Origin of the sequence: Rhizobium sp. 32-5/1 (assembly GCF_029537235.1) — a bacterium.
Classification (GTDB): domain Bacteria; phylum Pseudomonadota; class Alphaproteobacteria; order Rhizobiales; family Rhizobiaceae; genus Pararhizobium.
Map to the genome: position 1 here is coordinate 2693229 of NZ_CP120638.1, position 19620 is coordinate 2712848.

16 protein-coding genes and 3 pseudogenes are annotated in these 19620 nt (G+C 61.5%); 16 read left to right on the forward strand and 3 right to left on the reverse strand.

Features of this window, described 5'->3' with window-relative positions; all coding sequences use genetic code 11:
- The first annotated feature begins 26 nt into the window (after positions 1-26).
- The 13 genes and pseudogenes from sucC to P6U16_RS13800 all read left to right on the forward strand — a co-directional run bounded on the left by sucC (position 27) and on the right by P6U16_RS13800 (position 12162).
- Positions 27-1223 carry an ADP-forming succinate--CoA ligase subunit beta gene (sucC, locus tag P6U16_RS13740; protein WP_277701036.1) on the forward strand — a complete coding sequence of 399 codons (1197 nt, stop codon included), beginning with the start codon at positions 27-29 and terminating at the stop codon, positions 1221-1223.
- Positions 1220-1426: a hypothetical protein gene (locus P6U16_RS13745; protein ID WP_277701037.1), complete on the forward strand. Its 207-nt coding sequence runs from the start codon at positions 1220-1222 to the stop codon at positions 1424-1426. Before sucC ends, P6U16_RS13745 begins: the two co-directional genes overlap by 4 nt.
- Positions 1426-2328: a succinate--CoA ligase subunit alpha gene (gene sucD / locus P6U16_RS13750; RefSeq protein WP_277701038.1), complete on the forward strand. Its 903-nt coding sequence runs from the start codon at positions 1426-1428 to the stop codon at positions 2326-2328. The genes P6U16_RS13745 and sucD overlap by 1 nt, the downstream gene beginning before the upstream one ends.
- Positions 2329-2488: 160 nt before the next feature.
- On the forward strand, positions 2489-5485 hold the full coding sequence (locus P6U16_RS13755; RefSeq protein ID WP_277701039.1) for a 2-oxoglutarate dehydrogenase E1 component: 2997 nt from the start codon (positions 2489-2491) through the stop codon (positions 5483-5485).
- Positions 5486-5563: 78 nt separating this feature from the next.
- Positions 5564-6804 (forward strand): annotated as a pseudogene (odhB, locus tag P6U16_RS13760) (2-oxoglutarate dehydrogenase complex dihydrolipoyllysine-residue succinyltransferase).
- Positions 6805-6816: 12 nt separating this feature from the next.
- A complete protein-coding gene (locus P6U16_RS13765; protein ID WP_277701040.1) occupies positions 6817-7230 on the forward strand; it encodes an MAPEG family protein in 414 nt (137 codons plus the stop codon).
- Positions 7231-7269: 39 nt separating this feature from the next.
- Positions 7270-7917, forward strand: a complete 648-nt coding sequence (locus P6U16_RS13770) for a LysE family translocator (RefSeq protein ID WP_277701041.1) — start codon at positions 7270-7272, stop codon at positions 7915-7917.
- Positions 7917-8411 carry a hypothetical protein gene (locus tag P6U16_RS13775; RefSeq protein WP_277703847.1) on the forward strand — a complete coding sequence of 165 codons (495 nt, stop codon included), beginning with the start codon at positions 7917-7919 and terminating at the stop codon, positions 8409-8411. The genes P6U16_RS13770 and P6U16_RS13775 overlap by 1 nt, the downstream gene beginning before the upstream one ends.
- Positions 8399-9162: pseudogene (locus P6U16_RS13780) on the forward strand (SDR family oxidoreductase). Before P6U16_RS13775 ends, P6U16_RS13780 begins: the two are co-directional and overlap by 13 nt.
- Positions 9163-9187: 25 nt before the next feature.
- On the forward strand, positions 9188-10594 hold the full coding sequence (lpdA, locus tag P6U16_RS13785; protein WP_277701042.1) for a dihydrolipoyl dehydrogenase: 1407 nt from the start codon (positions 9188-9190) through the stop codon (positions 10592-10594).
- 84 nt (positions 10595-10678) lie between these two features.
- Entirely contained in the window at positions 10679-11158 is a 480-nt protein-coding gene (locus P6U16_RS13790; protein ID WP_277701043.1) for a DUF2867 domain-containing protein, read from the forward strand.
- A gap of 61 nt (positions 11159-11219) precedes the next feature.
- Positions 11220-11852: a LysE family translocator gene (locus P6U16_RS13795; protein ID WP_277701044.1), complete on the forward strand. Its 633-nt coding sequence runs from the start codon at positions 11220-11222 to the stop codon at positions 11850-11852.
- A gap of 127 nt (positions 11853-11979) precedes the next feature.
- Positions 11980-12162, forward strand: coding sequence for a hypothetical protein (locus P6U16_RS13800; RefSeq protein ID WP_277701045.1), 183 nt, complete (start codon positions 11980-11982; stop codon positions 12160-12162).
- Between the two features lie 109 nt (positions 12163-12271).
- On the opposite strand, the gene P6U16_RS13805 is transcribed toward P6U16_RS13800, so the two are convergent.
- Together P6U16_RS13805 and P6U16_RS13810 are read right to left on the reverse strand one after the other, a co-directional pair.
- Positions 12272-13357 (reverse strand): TraB/GumN family protein, encoded by a 1086-nt coding sequence (locus tag P6U16_RS13805; protein WP_277701046.1) that lies wholly within the window; start codon positions 13355-13357, stop codon positions 12272-12274.
- Positions 13358-13453: 96 nt separating this feature from the next.
- The gene (locus tag P6U16_RS13810) at positions 13454-14353 is read right to left on the reverse strand and encodes a tyrosine recombinase XerC (protein ID WP_277703848.1); all 900 of its coding nucleotides are present in this window, start codon (positions 14351-14353) and stop codon (positions 13454-13456) included.
- Positions 14354-14524: 171 nt separating this feature from the next.
- Between P6U16_RS13810 and P6U16_RS13815 the strand changes: the two genes are divergently transcribed.
- Entirely contained in the window at positions 14525-15451 is a 927-nt protein-coding gene (locus P6U16_RS13815) for a GNAT family N-acetyltransferase (RefSeq protein WP_277701047.1), read from the forward strand.
- A gap of 25 nt (positions 15452-15476) precedes the next feature.
- Positions 15477-16595: an AAA family ATPase gene (locus P6U16_RS13820; RefSeq protein ID WP_277701048.1), complete on the forward strand. Its 1119-nt coding sequence runs from the start codon at positions 15477-15479 to the stop codon at positions 16593-16595.
- Positions 16596-16654: 59 nt separating this feature from the next.
- On the opposite strand, the gene fsa is transcribed toward P6U16_RS13820, so the two are convergent.
- Complete coding sequence (gene fsa / locus P6U16_RS13825) at positions 16655-17308, reverse strand: fructose-6-phosphate aldolase (protein ID WP_277701049.1); 654 nt, start codon at positions 17306-17308, stop codon at positions 16655-16657.
- A gap of 81 nt (positions 17309-17389) precedes the next feature.
- Between fsa and P6U16_RS13830 the strand changes: the two are divergent.
- Positions 17390-19592: pseudogene (locus tag P6U16_RS13830) on the forward strand (primosomal protein N').
- Positions 19593-19620 lie beyond the last annotated feature (28 nt).

Consider the following 19620-nt stretch of genomic DNA (forward strand, 5'->3'; position numbering starts at 1 on the left):
GTTCGGCTCCCAGACAGGAAAATCCCATGAACATTCATGAATATCAGGCCAAGGCTCTGTTGAAGACCTTTGGCGCGCCGGTTGCCGAAGGTGTCGCCATCTTCTCGGCGGACGAAGCGGAAGCGGCTGCGAAGTCGCTCCCGGGCCCGCTCTATGTGGTCAAGAGCCAGATCCATGCCGGCGGCCGCGGCAAGGGCAAGTTCAAGGAGCTTGGCCCCGATGCCAAGGGCGGCGTTCGCCTGGCTTTCTCCATCGACGAAGCCAAGGCGCATGCCAAGGAAATGATGGGCAATACGCTGGTGACGGCGCAGACGGGCGAAGCCGGCAAGCAAGTCAACCGTCTCTACATCGAAGACGGCGCCGATATCACCCGCGAACTCTATTGCTCGCTGCTGGTCGACCGCTCGGTCGGCCGCGTTGCCTTCGTGGTTTCCACCGAAGGCGGCATGGACATCGAGGCTGTCGCCCATGACACGCCGGAGAAGATCCACACCATCGCGATCGATCCGGAAGCCGGCGTGACGGCTGCCGATATCGCAGCGATTTCCAAGGCGCTGGAGCTTACGGGTACGGCCGCCGAAGACGCAAAGTCGCTCTTCCCGCTGCTCTACAAGGCCTTCAACGAGAAGGACATGGCGCTGCTCGAGGTCAATCCGCTGATCGTCATGAAGGACGACCACCTGCGCGTTCTCGACGCCAAGATGTCGTTTGATGGCAATGCGATCTTCCGTCACGACGACGTCAAGGCGCTGCGCGACGAGACCGAAGAAGACGCCAAGGAAATCGAGGCCTCCAAGTGGGACCTCGCCTATGTGGCACTCGACGGCAATATCGGCTGCATGGTCAATGGCGCCGGTCTCGCGATGGCGACGATGGATATCATCAAGCTCTACGGCAAGGAGCCGGCGAACTTCTGTGACGTCGGCGGCGGCGCCGGCAAGGAAAAGGTTGCTGCAGCCTTCAAGATCATCACGGCCGACCCGAAGGTCGAGGGCATCCTCGTCAACATCTTCGGCGGCATTATGAAGTGCGACGTCATCGCCGAAGGCGTTGTCGCAGCCGTTCAGGAAGTCGGTCTCAAGGTTCCGCTCGTCGTGCGCCTCGAAGGCACCAATGTCGAGCTCGGCAAGAAAATCCTCAACGAATCTGGTCTCGCGATCACGGCAGCCGACGACTTGGACGACGCGGCCAAGAAGATCGTCGCGGCGATTGAGGGTGCATGATGAATTCAGAGTCTCTCGGGTCGGTTGTGGCTCTGCTGCCTTTCGTTGTGTTCCTGATTATTTATGTGATGGCGCTTCGAAGATCTAAGCAGAACATGGCCGAAGTTACCCGCATAAACGAGGCTCTCCTTTCAGCAAATTTAGAAATGGTCAAAAAGCTTCAAAATATTGAAGCTATGCTCCAAAAAGATAGGCAAGATTGATGTCGATCCTCGTCAACAAAGACACAAAGGTCCTCGTGCAGGGCCTGACCGGCAAGACCGGCACCTTCCACACCGAGCAGGCGCTTGCCTATTACGGCACGCAGATGGTCGGCGGTATCCACCCGAAGAAGGGTGGCGAAACCTGGACAGGTTCGAAGGGCGAAAGCCTGCCAATCTTCGCAACGGTTGCCGAAGCCAAGGAACGGACGGGCGCCAATGCATCCGTGATCTACGTTCCGCCGGCTGGCGCAGCCGACGCGATCATCGAGGCGATCGAAGCCGAGATCCCGTTCATCACCTGCATCACCGAAGGCATCCCGGTCATGGACATGGTTCGCGTCAAGGCTCGCCTCGACCGCTCCAAGTCGCGCCTGCTGGGTCCGAACTGCCCCGGCATCATGACCCCGGAAGAGTGCAAGATCGGCATCATGCCGGGCTCGATCTTCCGCAAGGGTTCGGTCGGCATCGTGTCGCGGTCGGGCACACTGACCTATGAAGCCGTGTTCCAGACATCGAACGAAGGCCTTGGCCAGACGACGGCTGTCGGCATCGGCGGCGACCCGGTGAAGGGCACAGAGTTCATCGATGTGCTGGAAATGTTCCTCGCCGACCCTGCCACGACTTCGATCATCATGATCGGCGAAATCGGCGGTGCGGCGGAAGAAGACGCAGCGCAGTTCCTGATCGACGAAGCCAAGAAGGGTCGCAAGAAGCCGATGGCTGGCTTCATCGCCGGTCGCACGGCGCCGAAGGGCCGGACCATGGGCCACGCAGGTGCTGTCGTCTCCGGCGGCAAGGGCGATGCAGAGTCGAAGATCGCTGCCATGGAACAGGCCGGCATCAGGGTTTCGCCGTCCCCGGCACGCCTCGGCACCACGCTGGTCGAAGTTCTCAAGGGTTGAGACATCAATGTGATGAGGCGGGCCTTGCAGCCCGCCTGCGTTGCACCATCTGAGAGGGAGCGATGACGCAAACCGGCGCCGTCCTCCAGCAAAAACCGACCGGGAAGAGCCCGGCGCATCCAACAAGTCGGGAGGCGGACGGACAGGTCCGCGGAACACCATGGCAAGGCAAGAAGCCAACGAGCAATTTCTGCTGACATCGTTCCTTGACGGCGCGAACGCCAGCTATATCGAACAGCTCCATGCGCGCTACGAAAGCGATCCATCGTCGGTTTCCGGCGAGTGGCAGTCGTTCTTCAAGGCGCTGCAAGACGCGCCCGAAGATGTGGTGAAGGCAGCCAAGGGCGCCTCCTGGAAGAAGGCCAACTGGCCGATCCCAGCCGGTGGCGACCTCGTTTCGGCGCTCGACGGCGATTGGGGTACAGTCGAAAAGGTCATCGAAAAGAAGGTGCAGGCGAAGGCCGAGGCACAGGCTGCCGTAACCGGCGTCGTGACATCACCTGCCGACGTTCACCAGCAGACCCGCGATTCGGTTCGCGCCATCATGATGATCCGCGCCTATCGCATGCGCGGCCACCTGCATGCCAAGCTCGACCCGCTCGGCATCGCCGCACCGGTCGAAGACTATAACGAGCTGTCGCCGAAGTCCTACGGCTTCGAGGAAAGCGATTATGATCGCCGCATCTTCCTCGACAACGTGCTGGGCCTTGAATACGGCACTCTGCGCGAGATGCTTGAAATCCTTGAGCGTACCTATTGCTCGACGCTCGGCGTCGAGTTCATGCACATTTCCGATCCGGAAATCAAAGGCTGGGTTCAGGAGCGCATCGAAGGCCCGGACAAGGGCGTTGAATTTACCCCTGAGGGCAAGAAGGCGATCCTGCAGAAACTGATCGAGGCGGAAGGCTTCGAGCAATTCATCGACGTCAAATACAAGGGCACGAAGCGCTTCGGTCTTGATGGCGGCGAATCGCTTATCCCGGCGCTGGAGCAGATCATCAAGCGCGGCGGCCAGGAAGGCCTGAAGGAAATCATCTTCGGCATGGCCCACCGCGGCCGTCTGAACGTGTTGACCAACGTCATGGGCAAGCCGCATCGGGCCGTGTTCCACGAATTCAAGGGCGGCTCGGCTGCGCCTGATGACGTGGAAGGCTCGGGCGACGTGAAGTACCATCTGGGTGCTTCCTCCGACCGCGAGTTCGACGGCAACAAGGTGCATCTGTCGCTGACGGCCAACCCGTCGCATCTGGAAATCGTCAATCCAGTCGTCATGGGCAAGGCCCGTGCCAAGCAGGACCAGATGGCCAAGGTCTTCGAAGGCGATATCATTCCGCTTTCTGAGCGCGCTCAGGTCATGCCGCTGCTTCTGCATGGCGATGCGGCCTTTGCCGGGCAGGGTGTCACGGCTGAAATCCTCGGGCTGTCGGGCCTGCGCGGCCATCGCGTTGCCGGCACCGTTCATTTCATCATCAACAACCAGATCGGCTTCACCACCAATCCGGCCTTCTCGCGCTCGTCGCCCTATCCGTCCGACGTCGCCAAGATGATCGAAGCGCCGATCTTCCATGTCAACGGCGACGATCCGGAAGCGGTGACTTACGCTGCCAAGATTGCCACCGAATTTCGGATGAAGTTCCACAAGCCGGTCGTCATCGACATGTTCTGCTATCGCCGCTTCGGCCATAACGAGGGCGATGAGCCGTCGTTCACGCAGCCGAAGATGTACAAGGTCATCCGCGCCCACAAGACGGTCGTTCAGATCTACGGCGAACGCCTGATTGCCGAAGGCCTGATCTCCGAAGGCGATCTCGAAAAGATGCGCGCCGACTGGCGGGCTCATCTCGAGCAGGAATTCGAAGCGGGCCAGGCCTACAAGCCGAACAAGGCCGACTGGTTGGACGGCGTGTGGTCCGGCCTTCGCGCTGCCGACAATCAGGACGAACAGCGCCGTGGCAAGACCTCGGTGCCGATGAAGATGCTGAAGGACGTCGGCCGCAAGCTTTCGGAGGTTCCGGCAGGCTTCCACGCGCACAAGACCATCCAGCGCTTCATGGACAACCGTGCCGCCATGGTGACATCCGGCGACGGTATCGACTGGGCCATGGCAGAAGCGCTTGCCTTCGGCACGCTCTGCATGGAAGGCACGAAGATCCGCCTGTCGGGCCAGGATTGCGAACGCGGCACGTTCTCGCAGCGCCATTCGGTACTCTACGACCAGGAAACCGAAGACCGCTACATTCCGCTTGCCAACCTGTCGCCGACGCAGGCCCGCTACGAAGTCATCAATTCGATGCTTTCGGAAGAGGCCGTGCTCGGTTTCGAATATGGCTATTCGCTCGCCCGTCCGAATGCGCTCACGCTTTGGGAAGCCCAGTTCGGTGACTTCGCCAATGGTGCACAGGTCGTCTTCGACCAGTTCATCTCGTCGGGCGAACGCAAGTGGCTGCGCATGTCCGGCCTCGTCTGCCTTCTGCCGCATGGTTATGAAGGCCAGGGTCCAGAGCACTCCTCGGCCCGCCTCGAGCGCTGGCTGCAGATGTGCGCCGAAGACAACATGCAGGTCGCCAACGTCACGACGCCGTCCAACTACTTCCACATTCTGCGCCGCCAGATGAAGCGCGACTTCCGCAAGCCGCTCATCATGATGACGCCGAAGTCGCTGCTGCGCCACAAGCGTGCGGTGTCCTCGCTGTCGGAAATGGCTGGCGAAAGCTCGTTCCACCGCCTGCTGTGGGACGATGCCGAAGTCATCAAGGACGGCCCGATCAAGCTTGCCAAGGACGCCAAGATCCGTCGCGTCGTACTCTGCTCCGGCAAGGTCTATTACGATCTCCTGGAAGAGCGCGAAAAGCGCGGCATCGACGATGTCTACTTGCTGCGCGTCGAGCAACTCTATCCGTTCCCGGCCAAGGCGCTGATCAACGAACTCTCGCGCTTCCGCAATGCGGAGATGGTCTGGTGCCAGGAAGAGCCGAAGAACATGGGCGCCTGGTCGTTCATTGACCCGTATCTCGAATGGGTGCTGGCGCATATCGATGCCAAGTACCAGCGGGTGCGCTATACTGGCCGTCCGGCCGCCGCCTCGCCGGCGACGGGCCTGATGTCGAAGCACCTGGCGCAGCTCGCTGCGTTCCTCGAAGACGCGCTTGGAGGCTAAAGGGAAGGCTGAACAAGCCTTTCCTCCTCTCCCGAAACAGTCATCAGAACGACACCTGATCAACGGACATTAAACATCATGGCCACAGAAATCCGCGTTCCCACCCTCGGCGAATCCGTCAGCGAAGCCACCGTCGGCACCTGGTTCAAGAAAGTCGGAGACACCATCAAGGCCGACGAGCCGCTGCTCGAGCTCGAAACCGACAAGGTGACCATCGAGGTTCCAGCGCCGGCTGCCGGCGTGCTTTCCGAAATCGTTGCCGCCGCCGGTGAAACGGTCGGCCTCGGCGCGCTGCTCGGCAATATCAGCGGTTCGGGTGCAGCCGCTGCACCGGCTGCTGCCGAGAAGAAGGTTGCTGAGCCAGCCGCTGCCGCTCCGGCCGCCGCTGCTGCAACCCCGGCCGCTCCGATCGTTGCCTCCGCCATGCCGGCGGCCCTGCGGCTGCCAAAATGCTGGCCGAGAACAACATGTCGGCCGATCAGGTCGACGGTTCCGGCAAGCGTGGCCAGGTCCTGAAGGGCGACGTGATTGCCGCCGTCACCAAGAGCATTTCCGTGCCGGCCGCTGCCGCCGAGCCGGTCAAGGCCGTATCGCGTGGTCCGTCGGCTGCCGAAGATGCACCGCGCGAAGAGCGCGTGAAGATGACGCGCCTGCGCCAGACGATCGCCAAGCGCCTCAAGGATGCCCAGAACACAGCCGCCATGCTCACCACCTATAACGAGGTGGACATGAGCGCGGTGATGAGCCTGCGGACCAAGTACAAGGACATTTTTGAGAAGAAGCACGGCGTAAAGCTCGGCTTCATGGGCTTCTTCACCAAGGCCGTGACGCATGCGCTGAAGGAAATCCCTTCCGTAAACGCCGAGATCGACGGCACCGACATCATCTACAAGAACTTCTGCCACATCGGCATGGCCGTCGGTACCGACAAGGGCCTCGTCGTTCCGGTCATCCGCGACGCGGACGAGATGTCGATCGCCGAAATCGAGAAGGATCTCGGTCGCCTTGCCAAGCTCGCCCGCGACGGCCAGCTCGGCATGGCCGACATGCAGGGCGGCACGTTCACCATCACCAATGGCGGCGTCTACGGTTCGCTGATGTCCTCGCCGATCCTCAATGCGCCGCAGTCCGGCATTCTCGGCATGCACAAGATCCAGGATCGTCCGGTCGTCGTCGGCGGCCAGATTGTCATCCGTCCGATGATGTATCTCGCGCTCTCCTATGACCACCGCATCGTTGACGGCAAGGAAGCCGTGACCTTCCTCGTTCGCGTCAAGGAAAGCCTCGAAGATCCGGAACGTCTCGTTCTCGATCTGTAAGGAGAAATTGCAATGGACGTAGCAGGACTGGCCGCATCTCCCTTCGCTGCGATGGTGGCGTGGAGCGTTGCCCTGCTCGTCTTTCATGTCAGCCTGCAGGGCATGCTGGCGACGCGGGAACTCGGATCGGCATGGAATGCCGGTCCGCGGGATGACGACAAGAAACCGTCCGGTGCGCTCGCCGGGCGTGCGACGCGCGCTTCGGCGAATTTTCAGGAAACCTACCCAGCGTTTGTGGGGCTCGCATTGGCGCTTGCCATTGTTGGCGACCCTTCCGGCTGGGGGCTCATTGGCGCCTGGATCTGGCTCGCTTGCCGGCTGGTTTACATCCCGCTCTATCTTGCTGGCATTCCCTATATCCGATCGCTCGTCTGGTGCGGCTCGCTGGGCGGCTTGCTCGTCATGGCCGGAACCGTCATCCTATAAGCGTCACAGCCTGGCCGCAGTGATATCAGGAGAAGTGTCTTGCATCCTTACCTCTTCGAACTCGCGTCGCTGATGGCCATCTTTTCCTTTGCCATCATCTCCCCTGGCGCTGATCTTGCGATGGTCATGCGCCAGTCGATCGTCAACGGCCGTCGCGCGGCGATCATCACCTCGTTCGGCGTGGGCACTGCGCTGATGGTTCATGTGACCTACACGATCCTCGGTCTCGGCCTCGTCATCTCGCAGTCCATCTACCTCTTCAACATCGTCAAATGGTGCGGCGTCGCCTACCTGATCTATATCGGTGTCAAGGCCCTGCGCGCAGGCAAGACAGATGTGTCGGCCGCGGCGCAGGAAGGGATCGAGCAAGCCCAGGTCTCGCAGTCTGCGCTGAAAGCCTTCGGTCTCGGTTTTGCCGCCAATGCGCTCAACCCCAAGGCTGTGTTCTTCTTCCTGTCGATCTTCTCGACGGTTGTGCACGCGCACACACCGATCCCCGTCAAGTTCGGCTATGGCCTGGTTATGGCGAGCTGCCTCATCCTCTGGTTTGTCGGCGTCAGCCTGTTCATGACGACGCCCAGGATGCGCGCTGCCTTCTCGCGTGCCAGCCAGTGGATCGATCGTTTGAGCGGTGTCGTGTTCATCGGCCTCGGTCTCAAGCTCGCCAACGAAAAGGCGGGGGGATGATGAGGCGCCTGTTTCCGGCAACTGTAGCAGTCCTGCTTTCGGCTTTCGGGCCGGCAGATGCCGCCGGCTGCCTGCAGGAGCAGGCGATCTACGTCGATCCGGATGGTGCCTACGAACTGCGCTTCGAGCCGGTGGGTTCCGCAAGCGCTGCAACCAGCAATCATTTCAAGCTCGCGGTGTTGAAAACGGACCTGCTGCTGGACGGCGTCGTCATGGAAGCGGGCGATCCGCCGCGTCCGGCCGGCATGATCATGAACAATTGCCCGGAGGGTGATAACACCGGCGCCGAGATTGCCGCCTGCACCATATGGGAAGGCGTTGTCTACGCCGCGGATGCCAGCGGCAAGATCGGCCTCCTGCCGCCGGAAGGTACGGAGGCTGCGACGCAGATCCTGCTGCCCGATCTTGGCCCGGCGATCCGTAGTTCTGCGATCTGGGGCAAGGCGACGGTTGCCCCTTTCGATGTCCTCTCGCTGAAGGGATGCAAGCCGTGAACGCCGAAAAACCTGTGCTTCTCGTCACCGGCGGCAGCCGCGGCATCGGCGCCGCCGTCCGCCTGGGCGCCGCCCTGCAGGGTTGGCGTGTCGCCGTCAACTATGCGTCGAATGCACAGGCAGCCGAGAAGGTGGTTGCGGAAATTTTGACGGTCGGCGGCGAGGCGATGGCCGTTCAGGGCGATGTCGGCAGCGAAGCCGGGATTGCCACCATGTTTGCCGCGGTCGATGAAACGTTCGGTCGCCTCGATGGCCTGGTCAACAATGCCGGCATTGTCGATGTGCCGGCCCGGATCGACGAGATGTCGGCCGAACGGCTGGAGCGCATGTTCAGGATCAACGTCACCGGCTCGATCCGCTGCGCTGCCGAAGCGGTGCGGCGCATGTCCAACCGGTATAGTGGCAAAGGTGGGGTGATCGTTAATGTATCTTCCATGGCCGCTGTGCTCGGATCCGGCGGTCAATATGTCGATTACGCTGCCTCGAAAGGTGCGATCGATACGTTCACCCTCGGGCTTGCCCGCGAAGTGGCAACCGAGGGCATCCGCGTCAATGCGGTGCGCCCCGGCGTCATCGATACCGATATCCACGCATCCGGCGGTCTGCCGGACCGCGCGCGCGACATGGCTTCCTCGATACCGCTGCAGCGCGCGGGTGAGGCCAGCGAAGTCGCGGATTCCATTCTCTATCTTCTCTCCCTTCGGCATCCTATGTCACGGGTGCCATTCTCAATGTCAGCGGCGGACGCTAAGTGCTCCTGAAGGAAGGACAATATCATGGCTTATGATCTCATCATTATCGGCAGCGGCCCCGGAGGTTATGTCTGTGCGGTCAAGGCGGCACAGCTCGGCCTGAAGGTCGCCGTCATCGAAAAGCGCGCGACCTATGGCGGCACCTGCCTCAACATCGGCTGCATTCCGTCCAAGGCGCTGCTGCATGCCTCGGAAGTCTTCCACCAGACCGGCCACAGCATCGCCGAACTCGGCGTTGACGTCGGCAAGCCGACGCTCAACCTCGAAAAGATGATGGCGCACAAGGATGCGACCGTTAAATCCAACGTCGAGGGCGTCTCCTTCCTGTTCAAGAAGAACAAGATCGACGGCATCCAGGGGACAGGCAAAGTGCTGGGCGAGGGCAAGGTCTCCGTCACCAATGACAAGGGCGAGGAACAGGTTCTCGAGGCCAAGAACATCGTGATTGCCACCGGCTCCGACGTTGCCGGTATTCCCGGTGTTCAGGTCGAGATCGATGAGAAGGTGATCGTATCCTCGACCGGCGGCATCGCGCTTGAAAAAGTACCGGCCACCATGGTCGTGGTCGGCGGCGGTGTCATCGGGCTCGAGCTCGGCTCGGTCTGGCAGCGTCTCGGCGCCAAGGTCACGGTCGTTGAATATCTCGACACGATCCTCGGCGGCATGGATGCCGAAGTCTCCAAGCAGTTCCAGCGCATGCTGGCCAAGCAGGGTTTCGATTTCAAGCTCGGCGCCAAGGTGACCGGCGTCGAGAAATCCGGTTCCGGTGCGAAGGTGACCTTCGAACCGGTCAAGGGCGGCGATGCTGCGACCATCGATGCGGACGTGGTTCTGATCGCGACCGGCCGCAAGCCGTTCACTGAAGGCCTCGGGCTTGCTGAGGCGGGCGTTGCTCTGGACCCGCGTGGTCGTGTCGAGATCGACGGCCATTTCCGCACCAATGTTCCCGGCATTTATGCGCTCGGCGATGTCGTGCGTGGTCCGATGCTCGCTCATAAGGCCGAAGACGAGGGTGTCGCGGTTGCGGAAATCATCGCCGGCCAGGCCGGGCATGTGAATTATGATGTCATCCCGGGTGTCGTCTACACCCAGCCGGAAGTCGCCTCCGTCGGCAAGACCGAGGAAGAGCTGAAGGCGGCGGGCGTTGCCTACAAGGTCGGCAAGTTCCCGTTCACCGCAAACGGCCGGGCACGTGCCATGCTGGCGACGGATGGTTTCGTCAAGATCCTTGCCGACAAGGAAACCGACCGGGTGCTTGGCGGCCACATCGTCGGCTTCGGTGCCGGTGAGATGATCCACGAGATTGCCGTGCTGATGGAATTCGGCGGCTCCTCGGAAGATCTCGGCCGCACCTGCCACGCCCACCCGACCATGTCGGAGGCCGTCAAGGAGGCCGCGCTCGCGACCTTCTTCAAGCCGATCCATATGTGATCCGCACGCGGCTGTGACAAACGGCCACCTGTCATCCCCCGGAATGTCGGCGCATTCTTGCGTAGCTATTTCGGGGGATTTTTTATGAAGCCGCATCGCGTTTCCGCCGTCTTGCCGGACGAACACCTTCTGCGTGCCGACTGGGCGGATCGTTACGAGATCGATCTTGCACGTGCCCAATTGACGCCGATCGAGGCTGCGGACCGTACGCTCGCCCAAGCACCGGCCTGGGTCCGCCATCTGCTGGCACTGCGCAACAGGATTGTCGTCCTGTTCGGGCTCAAAGGCGCCGAGATGCGTCTGGGTGACAGGAACACCATCGGCATTTTTCCTGTACTGAGCCATGACGAACAGGAGGCGGTTCTCGGCTTTGACGACAGCCACCTCGATTTTCGCATCGTCGTGGATGTACGACCCAATGGTTCATCCGGGCAGACGGTCGGCGTTACGACGCTGGTGTTCCGAAAGAACCTGTTCGGCCGTTTCTACATTGCCGCCATCACCCCGTTTCATCGCCTGATCGTACGTACGCTTCTGTCCGGTCTTGCCCGGCACACTGCCTGACTTGTCTTTGCGGCGCAGGCGTTGTCTATTGCAGGCAGTTTGAAATGCGCTGGAGCAAGACATGCCCTCGACCGAATTGCTGATTGCCTTTTTCATCACGACAGCGGTCTTTGCTTATATTCCCGGCCCCGCGATGCTCTATGCCGCAGCCCAGACGGTCGCCCGCGGGCGCTGGTCCGGCCTGATGGCCTCGCTCGGCATTCATATTGGTGGTTACGTGCATGTTTTTGCCGCTGCCGCCGGTCTGTCCGTGCTTTTCCATGCCGTGCCTGTTCTCTACATGGCGGTGAAATTTGCCGGCGCTGCCTATCTCGTCTGGCTTGGTATCTCGCTGTTTCGTTCGAAGATCGAAGGGCAGGGGAATCTACCTGTCGTCACGCAGAAATCCGCCCGGCGGGCTTTCTTCGAAAGCATCACCGTCGAGGTGCTCAATCCGAAAACAGCAATCTTCTTCATGGCCTTCCTGCCGCAATTCATTGATGCGTCGGCGGCTTTCCCGGTCTGGCTTCAGTTCGTCATCCTTGGAACGCTGGTCAACCTGATGTTTTCCTCGGCGGATATCGTTTGCGTCTTTCTCGCGGGCGCATTGCTCGGGCGCCTGCGGAAATCCAGTCAGGCGCGCCGGATGATGCAGCGGGCAGGGGGCAGTCTGCTTGTCGGCCTAGGCCTGCATCTGGCTTTCCAGAAAAGCTGATCAAAAGTTTTCCGGAGCTGGTCTGGGGCCTGTTCCATGCGAAACAGCGCGCATCTGAACGCCATGGCATTGTCGGGTCAATGGATGAGACGACCTCATTCGCAACCCGGATCAAAGGATAAACCCCATGCGCAAGATCGTTCTCTCCGCCGCCATCGCAACTGTTGCCGCGCTCTCCTTTGCCGCTCCCTCGCAGGCTGGTGGCTACGGCTACAACGGTTATCACCAGCAATATTGCTTCATCAAGAAGATGAAGTCCTACGACTACTACGGCAATCTCGTCATCAAGAAGATCCGCATCTGCAAGTAATGCAATCGCCGGTTCATCGAACTGATCTCCTCCCCGAAACCCGGTCGTCCCTGCGGCCGGGTTTTCTTCTTCTCCCCTGGGGAGAAGTGGGGTTCAGCCAAAAGCCGCCTCAGTTCGTAGCAGTCACCGTAAAACCGTCCTTGCGCAGCAGTTCTATGACACCCTCTTCGCCCGGCAGGTGCAGAGCCCCGACGGCCATGAAGACGTTGCCGCCGTCGAGAATGGGTTTGGCGCGGCTGGCCATCACCTTGTTGCGGTCGATGATGATGCGCTGCTCGAAATCAGCATAGCCAGCTTCGGTGCTCGCGCTCTTTTCTTCGGAGACAACCTTCATCATCGGCATGATCATGCCGATGTCGCCGGAGAGATAGAGGTCAGTCGTGGTCGACATGACGTCCTTGATGGTGTCGCCCAGCGCCAGCGTTTCGATCAGCGCATCCAAGTGAAACGCGGTCGGCAGGGCATCCATGGCTTTCAACTGCTCGACCAGCGTTTCCAGCCCTTTCAGCGATTTCCCCTTCTTCAAGGCGTCTTCGGCGAGCTTCTTGTCGAGGAAGGAGGCGCCTGCCGCCTTGCGGCTCATTTCGCAGGCCGGCAGGGCCACGAAGCTGGCGATCATCCATGGCTTCATCCTGGCGACCAGCGCCAGGGGAATGCCGCGCGCCTTGAGGTCGGCAGCGAGCTTCTGTTCCTGGTCGTCGTCAAGGAAATCCTTGATCGTCTTGCCATCAGCAAACATCGTCAGGTCCGGTCGCATCATCAGCGCTGCCGCCGCCTTGCGATCATCGACGATCTCGTCGGATTCGACGATCACGGTTGCGGCTTTTTCATAGGCGGCGTCCGCACCCTTTGGCATGGCCAGCACGCGGGGATCGGTCACATGCATGGTGCCGAGCAGATAGGAAGGCTCAACACCCGCCTTTTCAATCTTCCAGAATGTTCCCTTGCCGTTCGGAACGGCGGCGGCTTCCTTTTCGAGCGCTGCGAATTTGGCCGGGTCGGACAGCTTGTAATCGGCCATAAGGTTTCTGCCGCCGCAGGCTGCGTCTTCGGCGCGGGCTTGAGAAACGGAGAACAGAACGGCGATCAGGCTGGCGGCGAGCGCCATGGGCAGGGCGGCCATCAGCCAAAGCAGACTGTCGCCGGCTCTCGCGGTCCAGGCGCGCATTGGCGCAGCCATCTGTTGTATCGTCATTGCAGTCTCCCGGGCGAATGCTTTTGCGCAGACCCTAAGGCCTGAAGCCTGAGGGCCTATTTAAGGAATATGGTTAACCTCTGTGATCGGCGACAATCAGGCGCGCGGATGAGCCCGGTCGTAGATTTCCAGAAGCCGCGCCGAATCGACGCCGGTATAGACCTGCGTCGTTGAAAGGCTGGCATGGCCGAGCAATTCCTGGATGGTGCGCAGATCGCCGCCGCCGGCCAGAAGATGGGTGGCAAAGGAATGGCGTAGCGCATGCGGTGTCGCGGTGTCGGGCAGGCCAAGGGCGCCGCGCAGCTTTTGCATGTCGCGCTGGATGATCGCCGCTTGCAGCTTGCCGCCGCGGGCGCCGCGAAACAGCGGGCCGTCTGCGGCAAGATGGTAGGGGCAGAGTGACCGGTAGGCATTCACGGCCTCGATCGCCGGGCCGATCAGTGGCACGATCCGGGTCTTGCCGCCCTTGCCGTTGATTCTGAGCGCTGTCGGTGTGCCCTCGAAATCGGCGGGCGTCAGGTCGAGTGCTTCGGAGATGCGCAGGCCGCAGCCGTAGAGCAAGGTCAGCACCGCCGCATTGCGCGTTGCGATCCAGGGCTCGTCGTTCAGCTGGGCCTCTGATGTCACGACGTTCAACGCGTCTCGGTCGGTCAGCGGTTTCGGCAGGGATTTCGGCTGTTTCGGCGAGCGTACCGCACTGGCGCCGGCGGCATTGGCAAGCCCCTTCTTCTCAAGATGCCGCAGGAAGGAGCGCAGGCCGGCCAAACCTCGCCCGAGCGTGCGGGCGCCGGCACCATCACGGCGGCGGGCCGCAAGAAAGCCACGCAGGTCGCCGGGGCGCAACGCATGGATGTCGGATAGCTTGGCCGGGCCGGCAAGATGGCCGGTCAGGAAGGTCAGGAACTGCCGGCTGTCGCGCTCATAGGCTTCGACCGTCTTTCCCGACAGCCGCCGCTCCTGCGCAAGGCTGTCCAGCCATCGCTGCCGCTCGCTCATGAGCTCTGAATTGCCGATCACCAGTAATTCGTTCACGTCCTGCTCCGCAGCCTTTAATCTCTGTCCACTCTGCGGTTTGCGCGTTATGTTTTTGATAACGCCATCTTGGAATCTGTCATTCCGGGATCATATTCAGCTGTCATAGCAGGGCCAGACAAGGCGGAAGTAACGATGGACAGACGGGTTTCGGCAACCGGTTTCGCGCAGTTCGCAGAAGCGCTCGCCCTGGTCTCCCAGGGGCAGCCCGGCCATATCGTCGATACGCTGATTGCTGAGCGCGGGCGCAAGATCGCCACCCATCCGCTCTGGCCGGTAATGCGGCCATTTATCTACACGCTGCTCAATTATCGCAAGGCGATCGATCTCGCCGATTCGGTCTCCAACATGCCGGGCTTCCAGGCATTCGAGCATCTGAGCAGCCTCCTTTCGCTGGATATCCAGGTGCGCCATGCCGATCGGATTCCAGAGAAGGGCGGCTTTCTGCTGGTCAGCAATCACCCGACCGGTATCGCCGATGGCATCGCGGTCTTCGATCTCCTGAAGACCCGTCGTCCCGACATGATGTTCTTTGCCAATCGCGATGCTATCAGGGTCAATCCGCGTTTCATCGAGATGGTCATTCCAGTTGAATGGCGCGAGGAACACAAGAGCAAGCTGAAGGCGCGCGAGACGTTGCAGGTGACAAACCGGGCGATCGCCCAAGAGAAAGCCACGGTGCTGTTTCCCTCCGGCCGCATCGCCTACTGGGCGAATGGCAGGCTGAACGAGCGCCCGTGGAAAACCTCGGCCGTCGGCTTTGCCCGCAAATACAATCTGCCGATCCTCCCGGTCCACATGACGGCGCGCAATTCCGGACTGTTCTACTGGTTTGCCAAATGGTCGACGGAGCTGCGGGATATGACCGTGTTCCACGAGCTTTTGAACAAGAAGGGCGACCTCTTCGATTTCACCATCGGCAATCTGATCCAGCCGGACGTGCTGGACGGCGATCCCGCCGAGGTGACCCGGGCGCTGGAGCGACACACCGTGCATGATCTGGCGCAGGATGGAGATGCGACGTTTCGCAACGCGGTTCCGTTACCGGAGGCGTTCGGGTAAATCTGCCTCATGCAGATCTCGCTCCATGTTCGCCGCCAATTATCGCTCGCTGAAGTCCATCCGCATGGATATGGCCGGCGTCAACCTGTTCATCGGTGAAAACGGCGTCGGAAAATCCAACCTCTATCGTGCGCTGCAATTGGTCCAGGCCGCTGTTCGTGGCCGGCTCGCCCATGAGATCGCCCGCGAAGGCGGCATGGCCTCGGCGCTGTGGAGCGGCAAGCGCCGAAGCGGCGAGCCGGTGCGTATCAAGCTTCAGGTGGAGCTTCTCGACGAGGAGCGGGCGTTGAACTTCCACTACCGGGTAGAGGCCGGATTGAGGCCGCCGATCGACGCCGCCGGGTTCGTCTTCGAACCGCAGGTCAAGGAAGAGGAACTGAAGGTCGATGCCGGACGGCCGGTCACGATGATGAAGCGGGCAGGGCCGGGGATCTTCGTCAGAAACGGTGCCGGTCGGATGGAGGACTATCCGGAGCAGGCGCTGACGTCGGAAACGGCTATCGCGCTTCTCGGCGATGCCGGGCATTATCCGGAAATCGGGACGTTCCGCCGCGCGGTCGATGGCTGGCGCTTTTTCCACGGATTTCGGACCGATCGCGATTCGCCGCTGCGCTCGCCCTGCCTTGCCGTTACCGCGCCGATGCTGGACGAGGATGGCTCCAATCTTGCGGCCGTTTTTGCAACGCTCGCTCACACGCGACAGGATACGGTCGATCTGGCTCGGGCCATTGCCGATGCCTTCGGCGGTGCCCGGCTGGTGGTTCCCGAGCCGGAGGAGTTCGCCGAGTTCTCGCTGGTCTTTCCGGATTTCCCGCAACGGCGGTTTTCGCCGCGCGAACTTTCCGATGGCCAGATGCGGTTCCTTGCTCTCGCCGGCGCGCTGCTTTCCTATCGCACGCCGCGCTTCATTGCCCTCAACGAGCCGGAAACCAGCCTGCATCCGGATATGCTGCCGGCCCTTGCCGCGATGATCGCAACCGCATCCGCCGACAGCCAGATCTGGATCGTCACCCATTCGGAAATCCTGGCGGCGGAAATTCACAAGCGCTGCGACATCCGCCCGAAGCGCGTCATCCGCAAGGATGGCGCCACATGGATCGAGGGCATGCGGCTTACCGGAATGGTGGATGAGGACGACGACTGAAAAGCAAAAGCCCCGCGATCATCTCGCGGGGCTCTTCGTTTATTCCATTCCCGAAAAAATCAGGCGATCTTCTGGCCGGTCTTGGCCCAGTCGGCGAGGAAGGTTGCGAGGCCGGCGTCGGTCAGCGGGTGCTTGACGAGGGCCTTGAGCGTTGCCGGCGGTGCGGTGATGACGTCGGCGCCGATCAGGGCTGCTTCCTTGACGTGGTTGACCGTGCGGATCGAGGCGGCGAGGATTTCGGTCTCGTAGCCGTAATTGTCGAAGATCTGGCGGATTTCGCGGATCAGTTCCATGCCGTCGAAGGCGATGTCGTCGAGGCGGCCGACGAAGGGCGAAACGAAGGTCGCGCCGGCCTTGGCGGCGAGCAGGGCCTGGTTGGCCGAGAAGCACAGGGTCACGTTGGTCTGGTGGCCGTCCGAGGTCAGGTTCTTGCAGGCCTTGAGGCCGTCGAGCGTCAGCGGCAGCTTGATGCAGATGTTATCGGCGATTTTCGCGATCACCGCCGCTTCCTTCATGATCGTCTCATAGTCGGTGGCGGCGACTTCGGCCGAGACCGGGCCTTCGACGATGCCGCAGATTTCCTTGGTGACTTCGACGATGTTGCGCCCGGACTTCAGGATCAGCGAAGGATTGGTTGTCACGCCGTCGACGAGACCAAGGTCGTTCAGTTCCTTGATTTCCTTGACGTCGGCTGTATCAACAAAAAATTTCATGGCTCTCTCCCTTGGGACGCGCGGGCTGCTTTGATGTTTCGGGGTTTTCTTTAACGCAATCCGAAGGCAAGGTCACGGGCGATGACAGAAGATTCGACCGATTTGTTTGGGGAGCTGTTCGCTCGCCGCGTTGTGCCCGTCCTCGTGCCCATGCCGGCCCCAAAACCCTATTCCTATGCCGTTCCCGAGGGCATGGCGGTCGAGCCGGGATCGATCGTCCAGGTGCCGCTCGGCCCACGTCTCGTGGTCGGTGTCGTGTGGGACGGTGCCGATGATGGCGCGGTTGATCCGAAGAAGCTGAAGGCGATCGAGCTGGTGTTCGATTGCCCGCCCCTGACCCCCGATATGCGGGCCTTTATCGACTGGGTGGCGTCCTATACCGTTTCCCCGCCCGGCCTTGTCGCCCGCATGGCGCTGCGGGCGCCGGCGGCCTTCGATCCGGAGCCGATGATTGAGGGCCTGCGGCTGACGGAAACCCGGCCGGAGCGCATGACGCCGGCGCGCGCGCGAGTGATCGAGACGGCCGACAATGGTTTTGCCTGGACGCGCTCGGGCCTTGCCCATGCAGCCGGCACATCCTCCAGCGTCATCGACGGGCTGACGGCGCAGGGCGTGTTCGAAACGATCTTCATGTCGCCGCCGCCGGTCGTGGCGGCGCCCGATCCGGATTATGTCGCGCATCGGCTGGAGGGACCACAAAAGCAGGCAGCGCAGGACCTTCTCGAAAGTGTGGCGGCCGGCGGCTTCTCCGTCTCGCTGATCGACGGCATTACGGGGTCGGGCAAGACCGAGGTCTATTTCGAGGCGATCGCAGCCACGCTGAAAGCCGGCAAGCAGGTGCTGATCCTCCTGCCCGAGATCGCGCTGACGGCGAGTTTCCTCGAGCGCTTCCAGGATCGCTTTGGCGCAAAGCCGGCAGAGTGGCATTCCGACCTTGCGCCCCGCACCCGCGAAAAGGTTTGGCGGCAAGTGACGGAGGGTGGAGTCAAGGTCGTTGCCGGTGCGCGCTCGGCGCTATTCTTGCCATTCGAAAATCTCGGCCTGATCGTCGTCGATGAGGAGCATGATCCGGCCTACAAGCAAGAAGACCGGGTTTTTACAACGCCCGCGACATGGCCGTGGTGCGCGCCCGCATCGCCGATTTCCCGGTCGTGCTGGTATCAGCGACCCCGTCCGTCGAAAGCCGGGTCAATGGCGAGATGGGCCGCTACAAGCCGATCCACCTACCGACCCGCTACGGCGATGCCGCTTTGCCCGATCTCGGCCTCATCGACATGCGGCGCCACCCCCGGAGCGCGGCGGCTTCCTGTCGCCGGTTCTGCTCAATCAGGTCGGCAAGGCTGTGGCGCGGGGCGAGCAGGCTCTGCTCTTTCTCAATCGCCGGGGCTATGCGCCGCTGACGCTCTGCCGGGTCTGCGGCCATCGCTTCCAGTGCCCGGATTGCTCCAGCTGGCTGGTCGAACACCGGTTTCGTGGCCAGATTCAGTGCCATCATTGCGGCTACGCGGAAAAGACGCCGGAAGCCTGCCCGGAATGCGGAACCTTCGATCATCTTGTTGCCTGCGGTCCCGGCGTCGAGCGCATCGCGGAAGAAGTCGATCGGCATTTTCCGGATGCGCGCACCATCGTGCTGTCGTCTGACCTGATGGGCGTCAAACGTCTGCGGCTGGAGCTGGAGGCGATTGCCCGCGGCGAAGCGGATATCGTCGTCGGCACGCAGCTGGTCGCCAAGGGCCACAACTTTCCGATGATGACCTTTGTCGGTATTGTCGATGCCGATATCGGCCTTGCCAACGGTGATCCGCGCGCGGCCGAGCGAACCTTCCAGCTGCTCAGCCAGGTGACCGGACGCGCCGGGCGCACCGGGTTGAAGTCACTTGGGCTGCTGCAGACCTATCAGCCGCAGCATCCGGTGATGCAGGCGATCGTCTCCGGCGATTCCGATGCCTTCTATGATCGCGAAATCCATGAACGGGAAAAAGCGCTTTTGCCACCCTTCGGTCGGCTTGCCTCCGTCATCGTCTCCGCAGAAACGCGCGCCGACGCCGAGGGGCATGCACGGGGACTGAGACTTACCGCACCCCGCGTGAGCGGCATCAGCCTGCTCGGTCCGGCCGAGGCGCCACTCGCTCTCATTCGCGGCCGCCACCGGTTCCGGCTGCTGGTCCATGGCCGGCGCAACAGCGACATGCAGGCTTTCGTCAAGGCGATGCTCGCCGCCGGCCCCAAGGTCCGCGGCTCCGTCCAGGTTCAGCTCGACATGGATCCGCAGAGCTTTCTGTGAGCCCAGAGATAATATGCGCTGCCGATTC

Coding starts and splice junctions, on each gene's coding strand:
- sucC (WP_277701036.1), top strand. CDS start 27: ATGAACATTCATGAATATCAGGCCAAGGCTCTGTTGAAGACCTTTGGC.
- P6U16_RS13820 (WP_277701048.1), top strand. CDS start 15,477: ATGTTCGCCGCCAATTATCGCTCGCTGAAGTCCATCCGCATGGATATG.
- P6U16_RS13755 (WP_277701039.1), top strand. CDS start 2,489: ATGGCAAGGCAAGAAGCCAACGAGCAATTTCTGCTGACATCGTTCCTT.
- P6U16_RS13790 (WP_277701043.1), top strand. CDS start 10,679: ATGAAGCCGCATCGCGTTTCCGCCGTCTTGCCGGACGAACACCTTCTG.
- P6U16_RS13795 (WP_277701044.1), top strand. CDS start 11,220: ATGCCCTCGACCGAATTGCTGATTGCCTTTTTCATCACGACAGCGGTC.
- P6U16_RS13810 (WP_277703848.1), bottom strand. CDS start 14,353: ATGAGCGAGCGGCAGCGATGGCTGGACAGCCTTGCGCAGGAGCGGCGG.
- P6U16_RS13745 (WP_277701037.1), top strand. CDS start 1,220: ATGATGAATTCAGAGTCTCTCGGGTCGGTTGTGGCTCTGCTGCCTTTC.
- fsa (WP_277701049.1), bottom strand. CDS start 17,308: ATGAAATTTTTTGTTGATACAGCCGACGTCAAGGAAATCAAGGAACTG.
- P6U16_RS13765 (WP_277701040.1), top strand. CDS start 6,817: ATGGACGTAGCAGGACTGGCCGCATCTCCCTTCGCTGCGATGGTGGCG.
- lpdA (WP_277701042.1), top strand. CDS start 9,188: ATGGCTTATGATCTCATCATTATCGGCAGCGGCCCCGGAGGTTATGTC.
- P6U16_RS13815 (WP_277701047.1), top strand. CDS start 14,525: ATGGACAGACGGGTTTCGGCAACCGGTTTCGCGCAGTTCGCAGAAGCG.
- P6U16_RS13800 (WP_277701045.1), top strand. CDS start 11,980: ATGCGCAAGATCGTTCTCTCCGCCGCCATCGCAACTGTTGCCGCGCTC.
- P6U16_RS13775 (WP_277703847.1), top strand. CDS start 7,917: ATGAGGCGCCTGTTTCCGGCAACTGTAGCAGTCCTGCTTTCGGCTTTC.
- P6U16_RS13805 (WP_277701046.1), bottom strand. CDS start 13,357: ATGACGATACAACAGATGGCTGCGCCAATGCGCGCCTGGACCGCGAGA.
- sucD (WP_277701038.1), top strand. CDS start 1,426: ATGTCGATCCTCGTCAACAAAGACACAAAGGTCCTCGTGCAGGGCCTG.